Annotated in this window: 10 protein-coding genes; 9 read left to right on the forward strand and 1 reads right to left on the reverse strand. The window is 33.2% G+C overall.

The features are described 5' to 3' along the window. Window positions 1-307 precede the first annotated feature (307 nt). The gene (locus tag LNP19_RS09410) at window positions 308-1,348 is read left to right on the forward strand and encodes a LacI family DNA-binding transcriptional regulator (RefSeq protein ID WP_230061680.1); all 1,041 of its coding nucleotides are present in this window, start codon (window positions 308-310) and stop codon (window positions 1,346-1,348) included. A gap of 1 nt (window position 1,349) precedes the next feature. Here LNP19_RS09410 and LNP19_RS09415 read toward each other — a convergent pair whose 3' ends face one another. Further along, window positions 1,350-2,000: a sugar-binding protein gene (locus LNP19_RS09415; RefSeq protein WP_230061681.1), complete on the reverse strand. Its 651-nt coding sequence runs from the start codon at window positions 1,998-2,000 to the stop codon at window positions 1,350-1,352. 857 nt (window positions 2,001-2,857) lie between these two features. Here LNP19_RS09415 and LNP19_RS09420 point away from each other — a divergent pair. The 8 genes from LNP19_RS09420 (at window position 2,858) to LNP19_RS09455 (ending at window position 18,552) form a co-directional block, all read left to right on the forward strand. Further along, complete coding sequence (locus LNP19_RS09420; RefSeq protein WP_230061682.1) at window positions 2,858-6,079, forward strand: SusC/RagA family TonB-linked outer membrane protein; 3,222 nt, start codon at window positions 2,858-2,860, stop codon at window positions 6,077-6,079. A gap of 9 nt (window positions 6,080-6,088) precedes the next feature. Beyond that, a complete protein-coding gene (locus tag LNP19_RS09425) occupies window positions 6,089-7,981 on the forward strand; it encodes a RagB/SusD family nutrient uptake outer membrane protein (RefSeq protein ID WP_230061683.1) in 1,893 nt (630 codons plus the stop codon). Between the two features lie 29 nt (window positions 7,982-8,010). Then, window positions 8,011-9,204 carry a DUF5000 domain-containing lipoprotein gene (locus LNP19_RS09430; RefSeq protein ID WP_230061684.1) on the forward strand — a complete coding sequence of 398 codons (1,194 nt, stop codon included), beginning with the start codon at window positions 8,011-8,013 and terminating at the stop codon, window positions 9,202-9,204. Between the two features lie 21 nt (window positions 9,205-9,225). Further along, window positions 9,226-10,647: a DUF4998 domain-containing protein gene (locus LNP19_RS09435; RefSeq protein WP_230061685.1), complete on the forward strand. Its 1,422-nt coding sequence runs from the start codon at window positions 9,226-9,228 to the stop codon at window positions 10,645-10,647. Window positions 10,648-10,955: 308 nt separating this feature from the next. Further along, on the forward strand, window positions 10,956-14,984 hold the full coding sequence (locus tag LNP19_RS09440; protein WP_230061686.1) for a discoidin domain-containing protein: 4,029 nt from the start codon (window positions 10,956-10,958) through the stop codon (window positions 14,982-14,984). Beyond that, window positions 14,981-15,673 carry a hypothetical protein gene (locus LNP19_RS09445; RefSeq protein ID WP_230061687.1) on the forward strand — a complete coding sequence of 231 codons (693 nt, stop codon included), beginning with the start codon at window positions 14,981-14,983 and terminating at the stop codon, window positions 15,671-15,673. The genes LNP19_RS09440 and LNP19_RS09445 overlap by 4 nt, the downstream gene beginning before the upstream one ends. 125 nt (window positions 15,674-15,798) lie before the next feature. Then, window positions 15,799-16,308, forward strand: a complete 510-nt coding sequence (locus LNP19_RS09450; protein ID WP_230061688.1) for a hypothetical protein — start codon at window positions 15,799-15,801, stop codon at window positions 16,306-16,308. A gap of 48 nt (window positions 16,309-16,356) precedes the next feature. Continuing rightward, a complete protein-coding gene (locus tag LNP19_RS09455) occupies window positions 16,357-18,552 on the forward strand; it encodes a TonB-dependent receptor plug domain-containing protein (protein ID WP_230061689.1) in 2,196 nt (731 codons plus the stop codon). Window positions 18,553-18,684: the final 132 nt, after the last annotated feature.

The raw sequence follows: 18,684 nt of genomic DNA on the forward strand, positions 1-18,684 counted from the left end.
TATAATATCAATAAAACAAGTAAAAGCATAAAAAATGTGTTCGAACACATTTATTTACGCATGTTCATAAAAAAATCAAAAATAGTATAGATTTTAATGTAACAATACCAGTGCCTACCGGTTTTTAACTGTTCAATAGCTTAAAATGGTTTGTTTTAAGATGTTTATTGTTAATTATTAGTTTTTTAAAGCATTTTAATAGGTTGTTAAGTTATTGTTTAGGAATAAAAAAGAAAATTTTGTTAAGATATTAGAGATTTTTTAATTCAAAATGATTTATTCCAAAGTTTTTATATATTTGTCGGTCATGGATAAAAAACTTACAATTAAAGATATTGCTCAGTTGGCCGGAGTTTCCAAAGGAACGGTGGATAGAGTATTGCATAAGAGAGGAAAGGTTTCTAAGAAGGCTTTTGATAGTGTGAGCGCAATTTTGAATGAGATTGATTACGAACCCAATCTGATTGCGAGAAATTTAAAGAATAATAAGGTCTATTCGATTAGTGTCGTTATTCCGGATCCCTCATTTGATTCTTATTGGCTTCCTTGTGTAAAGGGAATAGAAGAGGCGGTTAAAGAATTTAAGGCTTTTAATTTGTCAATTAAAAAGCATTATTTCAATCCTGAGAGTACAAAATCTTTTAAAAGTATAAATGAAACGGTTTTAGCCTTGGCTCCAGACGCTGTTTTGTTAGCACCTTTATTTTATAAAGAAGCTTTGGGTGTTGTTCAAAAGTACCATGAACAAGGTATAATTGTTAATACTTTTAATAATCAGGTGCAATCAGAAGATATTAAAAACTTTGTGGGGCAGGATTTGTATCAAAGTGGGCGAGTGGCAGCACGACTATTGGATTTGCTTTCGACTGAGGGACAATTTGCTATTATCCATATCAACGAAAGTTATAAGAATGCGGTACACATGCAGGAAAAAGAAAGAGGTTTCAGGAAGTTTTTTAGTGATAATGGGATTCAAGATTCGAGTATAATTACCCTTAAACTGAAAAATCCTGGTATAGAAGCAAATTTGATTGATTTTCTTGCTGCGAATCCTAGGGTTAACGGGGTTTTTATTACCACATCCAAAGCCTATCAAATAGCAAATATTATTGCGGAAAACCAACATAAAAAAGTCGCTATAATAGGATATGATTTAATTGATGAAAATGTAGCTTATTTGAAACAAGGTACTATTGATTTTTTGATACATCAAAATCCAAAAAGGCAAGCTTATCTGGGGATAACCTGCCTAGTGGATCATTTTATTTTTAGCAAAGAAATTCCTAAAACAACCCTTTTGCCTATTGATATTGTGAACTCTGAAAATGCCAGTTTTTATATGGAATAGTTTAAGGCATTAAATGCAATATTCCAAAAGAGGTTGGCGTATGAAAATTTGGGGTTTCGGTTTTAGGATTGATCCAGGTAATCCAAGTAGGCTCGAAGTTATTGCTATCAATAGCATTATACTTTGCTCTAAAAATTCCAGTCTCTATTTTATCTTCTTTAATTAAATGAAACTTTTTTAACGAAGCGATACTAATAGCTCCTTCTACAGTGAAGCTATTTTCGTCTTTGGATGCTTTTACTTCAATATCATTTTCTGGCCAATTCCAATTATAGTTAAATTTTTTATTTGGGTAAGCAATGAAGTCCATTATTCTTGCTTGAGTATCAATCTCAAGACAGTAATAAGGATTTAAAGTTTGGTCAGGTCTAAAGAAAAGTTCTACTCGGTCAGAATTACCAATGCTATAGACACTATTATCTTTTTTGTCTATATGAATGTTTGTGTCATATACTTTAAAGTAAAAAAACAAATAATTTTTATCCCACAAAGCTTTAAACTCAATCTTTGATGGTGTTTCTGTAGTCCAGGGAGAGCTAAAGTCTGATAGAATTACGGCGTCTTTCCATAAGATGCTGTCTCCTTTTCCTGTAATTTTTAATTTTTCATTTGCAATTAAATGTACTTCGTAATTATTAGCGCCCTGTTCCATTCTTTTTTTTTTTTTTTTAGTTCTTGAAAGATAATTTTTCGACCAGATACAAGTGTTCTGAACGGCATATTTGTTTTACAAAAGAAGTTAAATTTTAAAATAAAACATATTTATAGATTATTTTTTTTACAATTAAGTTAATAATTTATACAGTGTTAAAAAAAACTTAAAACTATATTTTAATCTTTTTGTAAAACAAGTAACTATTATTTAAATTTTTAAATTTTATTAAGTAATAAATATTTATAAATTATTTTATTAATGAAGTAATGTATTGATAATTAGTTAATATTTTATTTGTTGTTTTTTTTAAACATTTATATCTAACGTACTGTTAAGTATATCTAATATTATAGAGATGCGCTGGTAGATTGTGTTTTAAATGTTAATTATGTTACAGATAACGTATTATTTTATCACAATTAAAACGTATAATGTTTTTTTATGTGCTCGATAACATATATTTCATGTGTTCGTGCACATTTTTAACATTTTTACTTGCTTTATTAAAATTTAATATATAGTTTCGTTAAAAAATAAGAATTTGCCTCTACAAATTGTGTTAATGAGGTTGGTTTTTATACCTATTTGAGTGGGAAAACATAAGTAAATCGGTGTGTTTTCTAGAGATGGAGTAAAAAGGAATAGGTAATGATTGTTTTTTGGGAGTAGGTTGTTTTGATTTTATGAAAAACAATATAGTCTTTGAAATAAAGTAAAGAAAAAGAAGCATTTTTTGTTTTTTTAAAAGGCGATGACTTTTTATGAATTAATGTTTTTAAAAGATTGCTAGAATTACACTAAAAAAAAACTCTAAAATAAAAGAGCTATTAATTAACCATTAACCAAACCAATTTATGAAACAAAAATTACACTCGCTAGAGTCTAAAATGTTTAAGGAGAAAAAGAGATTAGTCCCTTGGATGTTAAAGAGGTCGACGATGTTGTGTGTTGTGTTATTCAACATCTCGGCTTTTGCAAGTACTGAAGATTTATCTGTTAACTCTCTGAAAAAATTAAATAATAACAAGAAATTTGAAAGATATAATTTTCGACAAAATAATATTACCATCACCGGAAAAATAATTAATGCCTTAGGAGAAGGCATGAAAGGAGCTACTGTGAAGTTAAAAGATGGCAGTAAAAGTGTTTTGACTGATTTAGACGGTAAATTTGCAATACAAATCCCTGAAAAGGGAGGGATTTTAGTTATAAGTTATATTGGGTATTTGACTCAAGAAATAAAAGTTACTAAAGCTACAAATTTAGATGATATTTTATTAGAAGAGGAAGCTACGGCAATGGATGAAGTTCAGATAGTTAGTTTCGGTAAGCAGAAAAAGAAGGCTGTAGTTTCTTCCATTACTACTGTTAAACCAGGAGAGCTTAGGGTTTCTTCAAGTAATTTAACTACTGCATTAGCTGGTAGAGTTGCGGGTTTAATTGCTTACCAAAGAGGGGGTGAGCCAGGAAGAGATAATGCTAATTTCTTTGTTAGAGGGGTAACCACTTTTGGTTACGGCTCTAGTCCATTGATTTTGATAGATGGAGTTGAGTTAGGGGTTGATGATCTTAGAAGACTTCATCCTGATGATATTGCCTCTTTTTCTATTATGAAAGATGCTACAGCCACTGCTCTTTATGGTGCCAGAGGTGCTAATGGGGTTATTTATGTTGTTACTAAAGAAGGGACAGAAGGAGCGGCGAAAGTTTCTTTGAGAATAGAATCTAATGTTTCTGCGCCTACCCGTAATATTGAATTGTCAGATCCTATTACTTATATGAAATTAGGTAATGAAGCAGTTAGAACAAGAGATCCATTAGGACTTTTGCCTTATTCTTTAGAAAAGATTGACAACACTATAGCAGGGACTAATCCAATATTGTACCCAACAACGGATTGGTACAAAGAATTGTTTAAGGAATACACCATGAATAAGCATTTTAATTTCAGTTTGAATGGGGGAGGAAAAACGGCACGTTATTACTTATCCATAGCAGGAAGTCAGGATAATGGTATATTACAAGTTCCAAAAGTGAGTAATTTCAATAGTAATATTGATTACAAGCAATATAATTTGCGTTCAAATACCAATATTAACCTAACGGAAACATCTAAGTTAAAGTTGAGTTTCAATGTGAATTTTGATGATTACCAAGGTCCTAGACAAGGGGGAGGAGAAATCTACAGTATGGTGATGAGAAGTAACCCTGTACTATTTAAGCCTTTCTATGAAAAAGATGCCGCAAATGAATTTACAAATCATATTTTATTTGGAAATTACGGAACTGGAAACTATTTGAATCCTTATGCGCAAATGGTGAGTGGTTACCAAGATGGAACTAAATCTAAAATTATTGCCCAAGTTGAGTTCAATCAAAAAATGGATTTCTTGACAAAAGGGTTGGATTTTAAATTTGTCCTTAATGGGACCAGACAATCTGAATATTCTGTGAATCGTTTTTATAATCCTTATTATTATACCCCTCTTTTAAATAGAGAAACAGGAGTGATTTCTTTAAATCCATTAAATGAATCAAGTGGGACTGAATATTTGAATTACAATGAAGGTGCTAAAACATTGTACTCTTCTACTTATATTGAATCAAACTTTACCTATAATAAGAGTATTAATGAGGCAAACGAGGTAAGTGGTATGTTAGTGTTTACCTTAAATAATAGATTGTTTTCTAATGCAGGAAGTTTAGAACAATCCTTACCATATAGAAATATGGGTATGTCGGGTCGTTTTACTTATGCAAATAATCAGAAATATTTTGCCGAATTTAACTTTGGTTACAACGGATCTGAAAGATTTTCGAAAGATAATCGTTGGGGATTCTTTCCAGCAGTAGGACTGGGTTGGCTAGTATCTGAGGAAGATTTCTTTAGTGGAATTAGAGATGTAGTAACTAAATTTAAATTAAAAGGAACTTATGGTTTAGTAGGTAATGACCAAATTGGAGGTGCTGATGACAGATTCTTTTATTTGTCTAAAGTGAATATGAATAGTGGTGGTTTTACTACTGGGGAAGATTTTGATAATACGATAAATGGTGTTGCTATTGAGCGTTATGCCAATGATCAAATTACTTGGGAAATAGGTAAGAAATTGAATTTTGGTGTAGAGATTGAACTTTTCAAAAATTTAGAGTTAAATGCTGATATATTTAGAGAAGATCGTACCAATATTTTAGCAGATAGAATTTTGCCTTCTTCAATGGGTTTACAATCTGGAGTAAGAGCTAATATTGGAGAAGCTAGAAGCCAAGGTGTTGATGCTTCATTAGTTTATTCTAAAGATTTAGGAGATGGAGCTTGGTTGCAATTAAGAGGGAATTTTACCTATGCAACTAATAAAATCACAAAAATTGAAGAACCAAATTATTCAGCTACACCGTGGTTATCTAGAGTAGGACAACCTATCAACCAAGTTTGGGGTTATGTTGCTGAAAGATTATTTGTAGATCAAGATGAAGTTAATAACTCACCTATACAATCTTTTGGAGAATATTCTGGAGGAGATATTAAATATCGTGATATTAATGGTGATGGTCGTATCTCTGAGTTAGACAAAGTACCAATTGGTAATCCTACTGTTCCGGAAATTGTTTACGGAGCTGGATTCTCAACAGGTTACAAAGGTTTTGATTTGTCTTGTTTTTTTCAAGGAGCAGCAAATTCTTCTTTTTGGATCAATACAGCAGCTACAGCTCCTTTCTATAACCAACAACAGCTAATAAAAGCATATGCTGATGATCATTGGTCTGAAACAAATAGAAATGTTTATGCAATGTGGCCAAGATTATCAGATAAATTGGTAGCAAATAATAGCCAATGGAACACATGGTTTATGCAGGATGGTGCATTTTTAAGGATGAAAACAGCTGAAGTAGGTTATACACTTTCAGATGAACTAACTGCAAAACTGAAAATGGAGAAAGTCAGAATTTATACAAGCGGAACAAATCTTTTTGTACTGAGTAGATTCAAGTTGTGGGATCCTGAATTGGCTGGAAATGGTTTAGGTTATCCTAACCAAAGAGTTTTTAATTTAGGTATTAATGTTACTTTTTAAAAAATAGAGATGAAAAAACAAATAAAATATATTGTATTAATTTTAATAGCAAGTATGCATTTCTCTTGCGAAAAAGATTATTTAGATGTTGTTCCTGATAACATAGCAACTATAGACAATGCCTTTTCAAACAGGTATAATGCAAAGAAATTTTTGTACACATTGTATATGGCGATCCCAGCTCCTGGAGACCGTAATAATCCTGCATTAAACGGAGTTGATGAAATATGGTATCCTAAGTCAGAAGATGGTCTAACAGGAGCCAGAATTGCTCAAGGCTTTCAGAATGTAACTGGTCCTTATGGCGATAAATGGTTGGGACAAGGCAATGCTGCCTTATACGTTGGAATTCGTAACTGTAATATTTTCTTGAGCAAGATAGATGGAGTTCAAGGATTAAGTGATTATGAGAAGAAAGAATGGAAGGCGGAGGCTAACTTCTTAAAAGCATACTACCACTTTTATTTGGTTAGCATGTATGGACCAGTAGTGATCAATGATGAGGCGGTAGCAATCAATGAATCTACAAGTAATGTGAAAGCGGTTAGAAATACAATAGACGAGTCTTTTACTTATATTGTCGGGTTGTTAGACAAAGCTATAGTTGATTTGCCTGTAATTTTGCAAACTCCAAGTGAAGATGTTGGAAGAATTACAAAACCAGTTGCGGCCGCAATTAAGGCAAGAGTTTTAGTTACTTATGCTAGTCCATTATTCAATGGGAATAGTGTTTATAGCGATTTTGTAAACAAAGAAGGGCTTAATTTCTTTCCAATGCAATACGATGCGACCAAATGGGAAAAAGCAGCAGTTGCTGCAAAGGAAGCGATTGATATCTGTCATGAAGCAGGAATAAGATTACATGAAAAATCGGATTATCTAAACTCTTTCCCACAAAATGATATTACTTTATTAAGGGCTTCTTTGAGAGGAAGAGTAACAGAAAAATGGAATTCTGAAATTATATGGGGACATACTGCTAATACTGCAAATATTCAGTCTGAGGCAATGCCTCGTTTGTACAGTTATCTAACAAATCCTGTTGCTTCAAGACATTGTGCTCCGATAGGAATTGCTGAGATGTATTATTCTAGAAATGGAGTACCTATAGAAGAGGATGTTAATTTTGATTACAGCAATAGATTTAAGACTAGGGTTGCTACAACAAATGACAAATATGATGTTGGTGAAGGAGATATAACTGCAGTTTTAAATTTTAACCGTGAAGACCGTTTTTATGCAGATTTAGCTTTTGATAGAGCTGTTTGGTTTGGGAATGGAAAAGAAACTACTGATACTGATCCTTGGATTATTCGTGCCAGAAGAGGAGAATTTGCTTCTGTTTTTGAGATTTCTCAATATTCTGTAACAGGTTATTGGCCTAAAAAGTTAATAGCCATGAGTACGCAGGTGAAGAACGGAAATGAATTGTCTACTAAAAGATATTCTTTTCCTATTATCCGTCTAGCTGATTTGTATTTATACTATGCAGAGGCTTTAAATGAATCTAGAGGAACACCTGATGCTTCCGTTTATGAATATATAGATTTAGTGCGTCAAAGAGCAGGATTACAATCTGTAGTAACTAGCTGGGCGACTTCGTCAACTAATCCATCAAAACCATTAACAAAAAGTGGAATGAGAGATATTATTCAGCACGAAAGAATGATTGAAATGGCATTTGAAGGAAATAGATTTTGGGATTTGAGAAGATGGAAATTGGCAAAACAATATATGAGTAAACCTATTAAAGGATGGAATGTTTTAGAAAATAGTGTTGACAATTATTATACGGTTAAAACATTGTTTAATCCAACATTTTCAGAGAGAGACTATTTCTGGCCAATTCCAGAAAATGAAATAATAAGAAACCCGAGCTTGATCCAGAACCCTGGATGGTAATTAATTTATAACCAAAAAAAAGTAAACTAATGAAATATTTTAAATTAATAATAGCGTTGACTTTATTTGTTTTCGTTGCATGTTCTGAATTTGAACATGGACCTACTGATTCCTCTTCAGGGAATCCAGCTAAAGTTGAGAATGTAGTAATTACACCTATTAATGGAGGTTTAGAAATTACGTATGACTTGCCTAAAGACAAAAATGTATTGTATGTAAAGGCTGTTTATATGAATAGTAAAGGAGTTGAATCAGAGGTAAAAACCTCTGTGTTCAACAACAAAATTCAAATTTTAGGTTTTAAGGATGTTGCAGAAGTATCTGTAAAACTATATTCAGTAAATCGTGCAGAAACTAATTCAGAGGCCGTAGTGGTGTCAGGTACTCCACTAATTTCACCAGTGGACATGATTCAACAAAATTTTGAGATTACTACTGATTTTGGGGGTGCTAAATTCAAGTGGAATAATGCATTGAAAACACCAATTGCAATCCAGTTGTTTGCTCCAAATGAAAAGGGAAAACTTGAATTAGTTAATACGCAATATACTGAACAAATTGCTTCTTCTTTTTCTTTAAGAGGTTATCCATCAGTTCCTACCAAGTTTGCAGCTGTAATTAGAGACCGTTACGATAATTTTTCGGATACTATTTATGCAGGAACAGCTGATAAAATGTTGGTACCTCTTCATGAAGAAAGGTTAGACAAAACTATTTTTAAGAAAGTAGTATTACAAAATGATGACAATTGGGATGCCTGGGAAGGGGATTACTGGGGGTTATTTGACGATAAAAATGGAACTATTGTACATACCCAAGGGAATATACCTAGACCAAGTATTCTAACTGTTGATTTAGGTGTAGTTGTAAATCTTAGTAGAATTAATGTTTTGCAAAGAGCGGATGGTTTAGGTTTAGGTTTTGCTTATACCCATGGGAATCCTAAAAAATATGCTGTCTATGGATCTAAAGAGCTACCGGGACCTGATGGAAATTTAGCTAATTGGATTAAATTACGCGATTGTGAATCGATTAAACCATCTGGGTTGCCGATAGGCCAGAAAACAGATGAGGATGTTGCTCACTTCTGGGCTGGCGATGAATATACCTTTGAAAATGCCCCTGAAATTAGATATTTCCGTTTTGTAGTTTATGATACTTGGGATGGTGCAGGATATATCAGTTTTTCTGAATTAACCTTTTGGGGAAATATTGTAAAATAATAAAATTTAAAATAAAAGAGTATGAAAATATATAAATATTATGCTTTAGCACTTAGCATAGCTTTCTTTTCTATTTTGATTTCATGTACCGATACCTATTCAGTACATGAAGACTATCTAAAAGGAGGAGAAATAGCTTATACGAACAAAGTAGATTCATTGTCAACTGTTTCTGGTAAAAACAGAGTAAAAATAGTAGGCTATATTTCAAATGCATTCAATGTTGATGAAATTGTCGTTTATTGGAATAAAGGAAAAAATAGTCAGCGATTTCCTTATGTCAAATCAGTAAGTAAAGTAGATAAATTAGAATTGATTGTTGATAACCTAGAAGAAAAATCATATCAGTTTGAGGTGTATTCTAAAAATTCTACTAATGATACTTCTGTTAAGATGGTGACTTATGGGAATGTATATGGAGATAATTATAGATCAAACTTAAGTGCAAGAGAGATTAATAAGACCAGTTTTGGTATAGATAATTCAGCTACTATCAATTTTAAACCAGTAGATGAATTCACAAGAAATACTGAGGTTAAATATTTCAATATGAGTGGTGTGGAACTAGTGAAAATTATTGAAAGTACCCAATCTGATCTGGTTATAAGTGAGATTGATAATTCTCGTCCAATACATTATAGAACGTTTTTTGTACCATCTATTAAAGACAAATTAGGGAATGAAACTTCTTTGGATTTATTTGATTCAGATTGGAAAACCTACACTATGCCACAATTGGAACCGATATTAGCAAGTACTACTATTACTCCAGTATTAGGAGGTATTCAAGTAAACTGGTCTAACCCTACAAATAAAAATATTAATGTAACTATAAGTTATGTTAATGGGACGACAAAAAATGTGGTAGTTAATTCGACTGCGACTGCTGGAAGTACTATTGTGTCTGGCTTATTGTATGTTAGTCAGGTAGTTAATGTGGCTGTTTCAGATGCCTATGCTAATTCTTATGGGCCCAGATCCTTTACTACTGCACCACTTGCAGCTGTAAAATTGGTTAAAACATCTTGGACAATTGCTGGCTTCTCTTCTGAAGAACCTGCAGAAGGAGCACCAAATGGACTTGCAACAGCGACAATTGATGGAAATCTGGCTACATTTTGGCATTCAGCTTGGGCTCAAAGCCAACCTGTATTTCCCCATTATTTTATAATTGATATGGGGGCTGTTAAATCAATTTCTAGTTTTGAGATCTTTAGAAGACAAGGTCAGGGAGGAGGAGCTACTGTACATGAGTTTTGGGTAAGTAATGATAATATTACTTATACAAAAGCCGCAACTTATACGGGTGCTTTAACAACAAATAATGCTTATACAGTGTCTGCTGCTGCAAATACTAAAGGGAGGTATGTAAAATATTTAGCCACTGCTGGGCCTAATACCTTTACTTATTTGGGCGAAATTAATGTTTACGGTGCTGAATAGGAAGGCCTTTTTAAACTTTTTTTAAATTAAAGAGAGGGTTGGTGACAGCCCTCTCCTTATAGTTTGATCTTTTTTGCATAATCTTTATGTTAAGAAAACACAATCAGCATTCAACTATTATTAATGAATGCCTTGTCAGTAAGAAAACGCTTTTTAATTCCCATTTTTACTACTATAAAATACATAATATCAAAAGATAGTTTTGTGTTTGTTGTACACCCTTATATTAGTAAAATTCAAAGTGGAATTTTAAATCTTTATACTTAAAAAAAAAATCAGGATTTACATTAATCCTAAGCTATCTTTTTATGAAAAATACACTGAAAATTTTATTAATTATGATGTTTTTTGGGGTAAGTCTCAAAATTCATGCACAAATAGAGGTCACTCCTTATGATCAATTACCGGGGGTAATGAGTATCAATAAGCCGTCATACAGTGAGAGTTATCCTGATTGGGCTAAAATGCTTTACCAATATCCTATAAATTATAATGAAATTGAACAAAAGTTTCAATTGTATATAAAGGAACACGAAGGTGAAAAGAATGCCATTATCCGTTATTATAAACTTTGGAGACCTATTGTTTCTGGATATGCTGATGCGAATGGGTTTATTAAATTACCAAGTTCAAAAGAACAAAGAAAGGCTTTTGAAAAAGCAAAAAAAATAACTGCTAGAACAGCGGACGCTTCCAATTCGCAATGGTCTTTTTTGGGACCAAAAAATACCTTTTGGTTAAATGAATCTAATAACACTGGCGCTCAAGCTGTGGCTCCTTGGCAGGTAAATGTCTATTCCTTTGATGTTTTTAAAGGAGATTCCAACATTTTATATTGTGGAACCGAAACGGGTTATATAAATAAAACAACTGATGGAGGGAAAAATTGGACATTACTTGCTCAGAATTACATTTTTAATGGAGTTATGGACATAGCTATTCATCCTACAAATTCTAATATCGTATATGCTTCGGGCGGGGGACAGATTCATAAAACTGCTGATGGGGGTGAGAGCTGGACTGCAATGTTAGCTCCTAATGCTAAATTTTCAGCAAATCATATTCTCATTGATCCTAGTAATCACAATAAAATTGTAGCATCTGCTGATAACGGAATTTTTATATCTATAGATGCAGGTATTACATGGACACAAAAATCAACAATCAAAACATTTGACTTTGAGTTTAAACTAGGTGATAGTAATACAATTTATACCATAGTTAAAAGTTCAACAGGTAATTTCGATGCACAACAATCTCTAGACGGTGGAAATACATTTACTTCAATTGTTGGATTTCCAGCCGGAATATCTGAACAGTCCGGGGGGTTAATAGCTGTGACTGCAGCAAATCCAAATTTGGTTTTAGCAACGATGTTAAGTTCAGATAATACACCGCAATTATATAGAGGAATTGTAAGTAATGGAACATGGACTTGGTCAAAGGTTAAAGATTGTAATACAACTTCATTTCCTTATAATAATGGTCAGGGGTACTATGACTTAGTTTTGGAAATGTCACCAACAGATGAAAATCAATATATGGTAGGAACAACCACCTTGTTTAAAACTAATAATGGGGGACAGAGTTTTGATGCTATTGGAGGTTATTTTGGAAGGTTTAATATTCATCCTGATATTCAAGATATGCAATGGTTGTCAGATGGTTCCGTTTGGGTAGCTACTGATGGGGGAATGAGTTATTCTACAGATGGTTTTGAAACTGATTTTCAAGCCAGAATTAATGGATTGATTGGTTCTGACATGTGGGGCTTTGATCAAGGCTGGAACGAAGATATTATTGTAGGCGGAAGGTACCATAATGGAAATACCGCCCTTGCCGATTTCTATAACGGAAAAGCTTTAAGAATGGGTGGAGCAGAATCCGCCACAGGTTGGGTACTGAAGGGCAAAAGCCGTCAAGTAGCTTTTGATGATCTTGGAGGAGGTTGGGTTTTACCAAGCACAGCAGAAGGACCGCCTGAAGGTAGGTTTTCTTTCGGTAAATACCCTAATATGTTTGAATACGGAGGGCAACGAGGAAGTTTAATTCATCATCCTAATTATCATGATGTGTTGTTTTTAGGACAAGGAAAAAGTTTTTGGAAGAGTACTGATAATGGAAAAAGTTTTAAATCAATTTATACTTTTCCAGGAGATGTTCTTTGCGTGCAAATAAGTAGAGTGAATCCAAATGTAATTTATGCCGATGTTGCTGGGGCTGGATTTTACAGAAGTGAAGATCAGGGAGTAACATGGGTTTATAAGCCCTCATTGAGTACCAATGCTAATGGGGGGACAAAGATGAGCGGACGCACCAATATTGCTCTTTCTTTATATGATGAAAATACTGTATATGCTTGTTACTCTAACGGACTTTGGGGTGCAACTAAAGGAATGGTTTTTAAATCAACAGATGGAGGAAGTACATGGGTAAATTGGACAGGAACCGTTGATGTCTATACCAAGTGTCTAGTAGTACAGCCAGGTGAGGACGGAAATGATTTAGTGTATTTGTTTTCAACAGCAAAACAAGGAGACGAATCAAAAGCGTATTACAGAAATAGTACGGATACCGCATGGAAAACCTTTTCTAACAACTATCCTGGCGCTTTTGAGATCAATACAGTAATGCCATTTTTTAGAGATGGGAAAATGCGACTTGCTGGTGATGGTGGAGTTTGGGAATCACCTTTACAGGTGCAAAATTATATTCCAATTATCACTCCTTGGGTAGAAACTGCTACTAATAATTGTATGGATAACCTACTTCATTTTGATGATCATTCTATTTTAAATCATACAGGGGCGAGTTGGAAATGGGATATTTCTCCTACACCAGCTTATATAAATGATGCAAATATCAGAAATCCGGAAGTACGACTAGGAACTCCTGGAAGCTACGATGTTACATTAACAGTAACCGTGAATGGAGTAGCTTATTCGAAAACTATAAAAAAAATGGTTACAACAACTACTTGTCCTTCTATAACAGATTGTGGGAATCCAGCTGAATTGCCTAAGAGTGAGTGGAAACTGATTTATGCAGACAGTCAGCAAGGAGATGGACCAGCTACAAATGCTTTTGACGGAAATCCAAGTACGATTTGGCATACGAGATGGAGTCCATCTGTGGATCCAATTCCTCATGAAATTCAGATTGATTTAGGAAATAATTATGCAATAAGTAAATTTAATTATTTACCAAGACAGTCGGGTGCTAATGGAAGAATTAAAAAATACGAGTTGTATTTTAGTAATGATAAAACAAACTGGGGAACAGCCAAGTATATTGGTACTTCTGAAAATACTGCAGCTCCGCAAATTGTAGAGTTTGCAACTCCTATAAAAGCTAGGTATATGAGGTTAAAAGCACTTTCTGAAGTAAACGACGCTGCATTTACCTCAATTGCTGAACTGACATTAACCGGATGTGTAAGTGACAATTGTCCTGATGTAGATAATCCAGATCAAGCTGATTTTGATATTGATGGAATAGGCGATGCTTGCGATGATGACGATGATAATGATGGCGTACTGGATATAAATGACAATTGTCCTAATACCCCATTGACTGATAAAGTGGATACTTTTGGCTGTAGTTTGTTTACTTTACCAGTAGATAATTTTAAAACCCAGACTTTTTCAGAAACTTGCAGAAGCAGCAACAATGGAAAAGTAGCCATCACAGCGATTAATACTTCTTATAGTTATAAAGTTATACTTAGTAAAGATGGAACTGCTGTTAAGTCAGTAGTGTTTACTGATAAAGGTGAAATAATTGATTTGCCATCGGGTGTTTATTCTGCTTGTATAACTATTGAAGGAAAATCTGAAGGAGAGTTCAAACGTTGTTTTGATTTGGTTATTACTGAACCTGTGGATTTAGCTGTTTTGGCAAAAATTGACAACGATAAAAAATCAATTTCACTAAAATTAATTAACGGTGATAAGTATTATATTGATTTAAACGGTGTTAGTTACACAACTAATGAGGGTGATATTGAATTACCTTTAAAACAAGGAGAAAACGCATTGAGAGTTACTACTGGTAAAGATTGTCAAGGTGTTTTCGAAAAAACAATTTTACTTTCAGAAACTATTGTAGCATATCCTAACCCTTTTACTGACTATTTGGTTATCAATATAGGCAATAGTCCAGATAAAATTGTAGCGGTTAGAATCTTCGCAATGGGCGGAAAATTAATGCAACTAAGAGATTTACCTGTAAAAAATGGAGAAGTAAGAATTGACGGAAGCTATATCCCAGAAGGAACTTATCTTGTAAAAGTAGAATCAGATAACATTAACAACAGTTTTAAAATCGTTAAACAATGAAAAAAATCTTATTTCTAAGTATATTTATTTCCATTTTTGCCTGCAGTAGTGGAGGTGGAGATGGCGAAACAGTGCCGGCCAAAAAAGATCCAATAGTTGCAAAGCTAGTTTTTCCAAATGCCAATAGCGAGTGTACTGAGGGCACAAATAAAACTCCAACGCAGAGTAATATAAAGTTTGAATGGATTCCTGGTGAAGGTTCTGAATATTTTGGACTGATTGTAAAAAACCTGGATTCCGGTGTGAGTACAACTTATAGCACTACGAAAAGCTTCTATGAATTGCAACTCACAAGGGGAGTTGCGTATTCTTGGTATGTGATTTCAAGTTCTGCCAGTTCTACTGTTAAGGCGACTAGTGAGACATGGAAGTTTTATAATGCAGCTGAAGGAAGTAGTTCATATGCTCCATTTCCTGCCGAAGCTGTAAGTCCTAAAATGAATGAAAGTGTTAAGGAGAACTCAATTATTCTTGATTGGACTGCAACTGATATTGATAATGATATAGCTAGTTATGAAGTCTATTTAGGAACGACTAACCCGCCTTTATTATTTAAAGCAAATGTGGTGGAAAGTGTTTTAAATACAGTTCCGGTAGAATCAGGAAAAAAATATTATTGGAAAGTACTAACTAAAGACCTTGCTGGTAATGTTTCTGTTTCGGATGTTTATAGTTTCAACGTGAATTAAATAAGCTATTGTCATATAATGATTATGGTTTGATAAATAAGGCTAAGGAATTGTTTTCCGAGGCCTTATTTAATAAATTTAAAATAGTACCAGTGTCTTTGTAATTGAACTGTTTTTAAAAGCAAATGCAAAAAAATAACAAGCATATTATCCTAATTTTTATAACGCTATTGTATATTTTGCAATTGTGTCTTGTTTTTCCCAGAACTTTAATTGTAAATATGCAACAGTTTAGAGCTAAGAATCAAATTTCAAAAAAGTATTTGGAGTTACATAAAGAAATTGCATTAAAGGATTGGGAGCTTCTGGATGATAAAAAAGAAATCAAAATCAATAATACTTTTTATGATGTGATTTCTTTTAAGATAATCGCTCAAAAGGTAATTGTTCAAGTAGCAAAAGATGATTTTGAAAGTAGTCTGAGAATATCATTTCAAAATATTTTAAACAATAATAAAGTTTTAAATTCGAATAAAAAGAAAACTTTGAATTCTTATAAATGGATGACATTAAGGACCCTTAATAAAAGTGAGCTTATGACTTATATTCCCCGTTTTTCAATTATTTTATTTTCATTATATCTTACTGGAAAAGAAAATAAAGTAATTGAATTTATTGACCGGCCGCCTTGTTAATTTGTTGGTTTTAAAAAGAATAAAAGTACTCATCAACGAATTTAATTTATGAAAAAAATATTATCTCTAGTAAGCTGTTTGGTTACCATGACTGGCTTTGCACAGACTCAAACGGATACAGTCAAAACAATTCACTTAAAAGAAGTTAAACTCGGTTTGTATCGTTATAACAAATCGAATAAGAAAACGACGCAGCAAATAGTATCAATTTCTCAAAAAGAGATTGAACTTCAAAATTTTCAAAACACAGCCGATATTTTGGCTAATAGTGGAACAGTAACTGTCCAGAAATCCCAACAAGGAGGAGGAAGCCCTGTTATTCGAGGCTTTGAAGCCAATAGAATTTTAGTATTGGTTGACGGAATACGGATGAACAATCTTATTTTTAGAGCAGGACATTTGCAAAACGTGATTACGGTTGATGAAAATATGTTAGAACAAGTGGATGTGCTTTTTGGACCATCTTCTACCGCTTTTGGTAGTGATGCCCTTGGAGGAGCAATTAATTTACAGACTAAAGATCCGTTGCTTTTATCGGAAACAAGAAATAAAATTTTATCAGGAAATGCCAGTTCACGTTATAGTACAGCTAATAAGGAAAAATCAGTTTATGTAGATTTTAATTTTGCAGCAAATAAATGGGGAGCTTTGACTGCTGTTTCTTTCAATGATTTTGGAGATCTAAGAATGGGAAGTCATAAAAATGGTAAGAACGATCATTTTGGCGAGCGACCTTACTATGTAGAAACTGAAAACAATGTCGATAAATTAGTGGCAAATTCGAATAAGTACATTCAAAAAAATTCAGGATACAAGCAATACAATGCAATGCAGAAAGTGATTTTTGAACCTAATGAAACCACTGAGCACAGTTTGAATCTACAATATTCTACTAGCTCGGATGTACCTAGATACGATCGATTGACAGATCCTAAAGGAAGCGGATTAAAGTATGCGAGCTGGTATTATGGACCGCAAAACAGATTTTTGGCAGCTTATAAATTGACTAAAGAAAAGGCTTTATTTAATAGTAATATGACTTTAGGATTGAGTTATCAAAATGTGGAGGAAAGCCGAATCAGCAGAAAATTTAATGATGATATTACTAAAAGCCAGTTTGAAAAAGTAAATGTTTTTTCTGTAAATGCTGATTTCAAAACTAAAATAGGGAACGGTGATTTTCTTTATGGTTTAGAAGCTTTTCATGATAATGTGAATTCGAGTGCGACTAAGGTAAATAGAGTAACTAATACTACATCTGCAGCTGATACCAGATATCCAAACGGATATAATTATACCCTAAGAACGGATTTGTTTGCTACCTATAATGCTAATATTACCCAAAATACTTCTTATAATTTGGGAGTCAGAGCGGGTTATGTGACTCTAAAAAGTACTATTGCTGATAATTCTATTTTTAGTTTGCCTTTCAACTCAATTCATCAAGATAATTTTACTTATAGTGGGGCAGTGGGAATTGTAAATAACAATGCGTTATCTAGAATTGCTTTTAATTTATCTACCGCTTTTCGTGTGCCAAATATTGATGATTTAGGAAAAGTGTTCGAGTCAGGTGAAGGAATGTTAATTGTGCCGAATCCAAATATTAAACCAGAAAAATCAGTAACTGCTGATCTTAGTATTGCTTTGTGGCAAGGGAAAAAGCTTCGTTTTGAAAACACCTTATATTATACCCGTTTATTTGATGCGATTGTTAACGATCATTTTTTGTTTAACGGACAAAGTACAGTTGATTATGGAGGAGTGTTAAGTGAGGTTTTTGCAAATCAAAATAAAGGAGAAGCCCGTATAGCGGGTATAACTTCAAGCTTGAAGGTGCTTATCACAAAACCTTTATTGTTTTACGGATCTTTCAACTTCACTAACGGAGTTATAAAAGATAAAAATGGAGATAAACCATTGGATCATATTCCTCCTTTTTATGGAAAAGTAGGTTTGAGTTTCGAAAACAAGAAGCTTAATATGGATTTTTACTTGCTTTATAATGGTAAAAAAAGAATTAACGATTATTATCTAAATGGGGAAGACAATGAGCAGTATGCTCCAGAAGGAGGAATGCCGTCTTGGACAACATTGAATTTAAAAGGAGGGCTTTCCGTAGCTAAAAATTTCAAGATTTTTTCTGGCATAGAAAATATCTTTGATATTCAATACCGAACTTTTGCTTCAGGAATTAATGCAGCTGGACGAAATGTTTATTTAGGTGCCAAATATGGATTTTAAGTAAACGAGTATAATGTTTTTTTTTAAAGTTCGAATAGTTTCAACTATTCGAACTTTTTAGTTATTAGTAAGAAATTAAAGCTCTTTTTTTGGGAAAGCTTCATTAGTTTTTCTAAAAAATGAATAATGTCT

It is taken from the genome of Flavobacterium acetivorans (genome assembly GCF_020911885.1).
In the GTDB taxonomy this organism is placed as follows: domain Bacteria; phylum Bacteroidota; class Bacteroidia; order Flavobacteriales; family Flavobacteriaceae; genus Flavobacterium; species Flavobacterium acetivorans.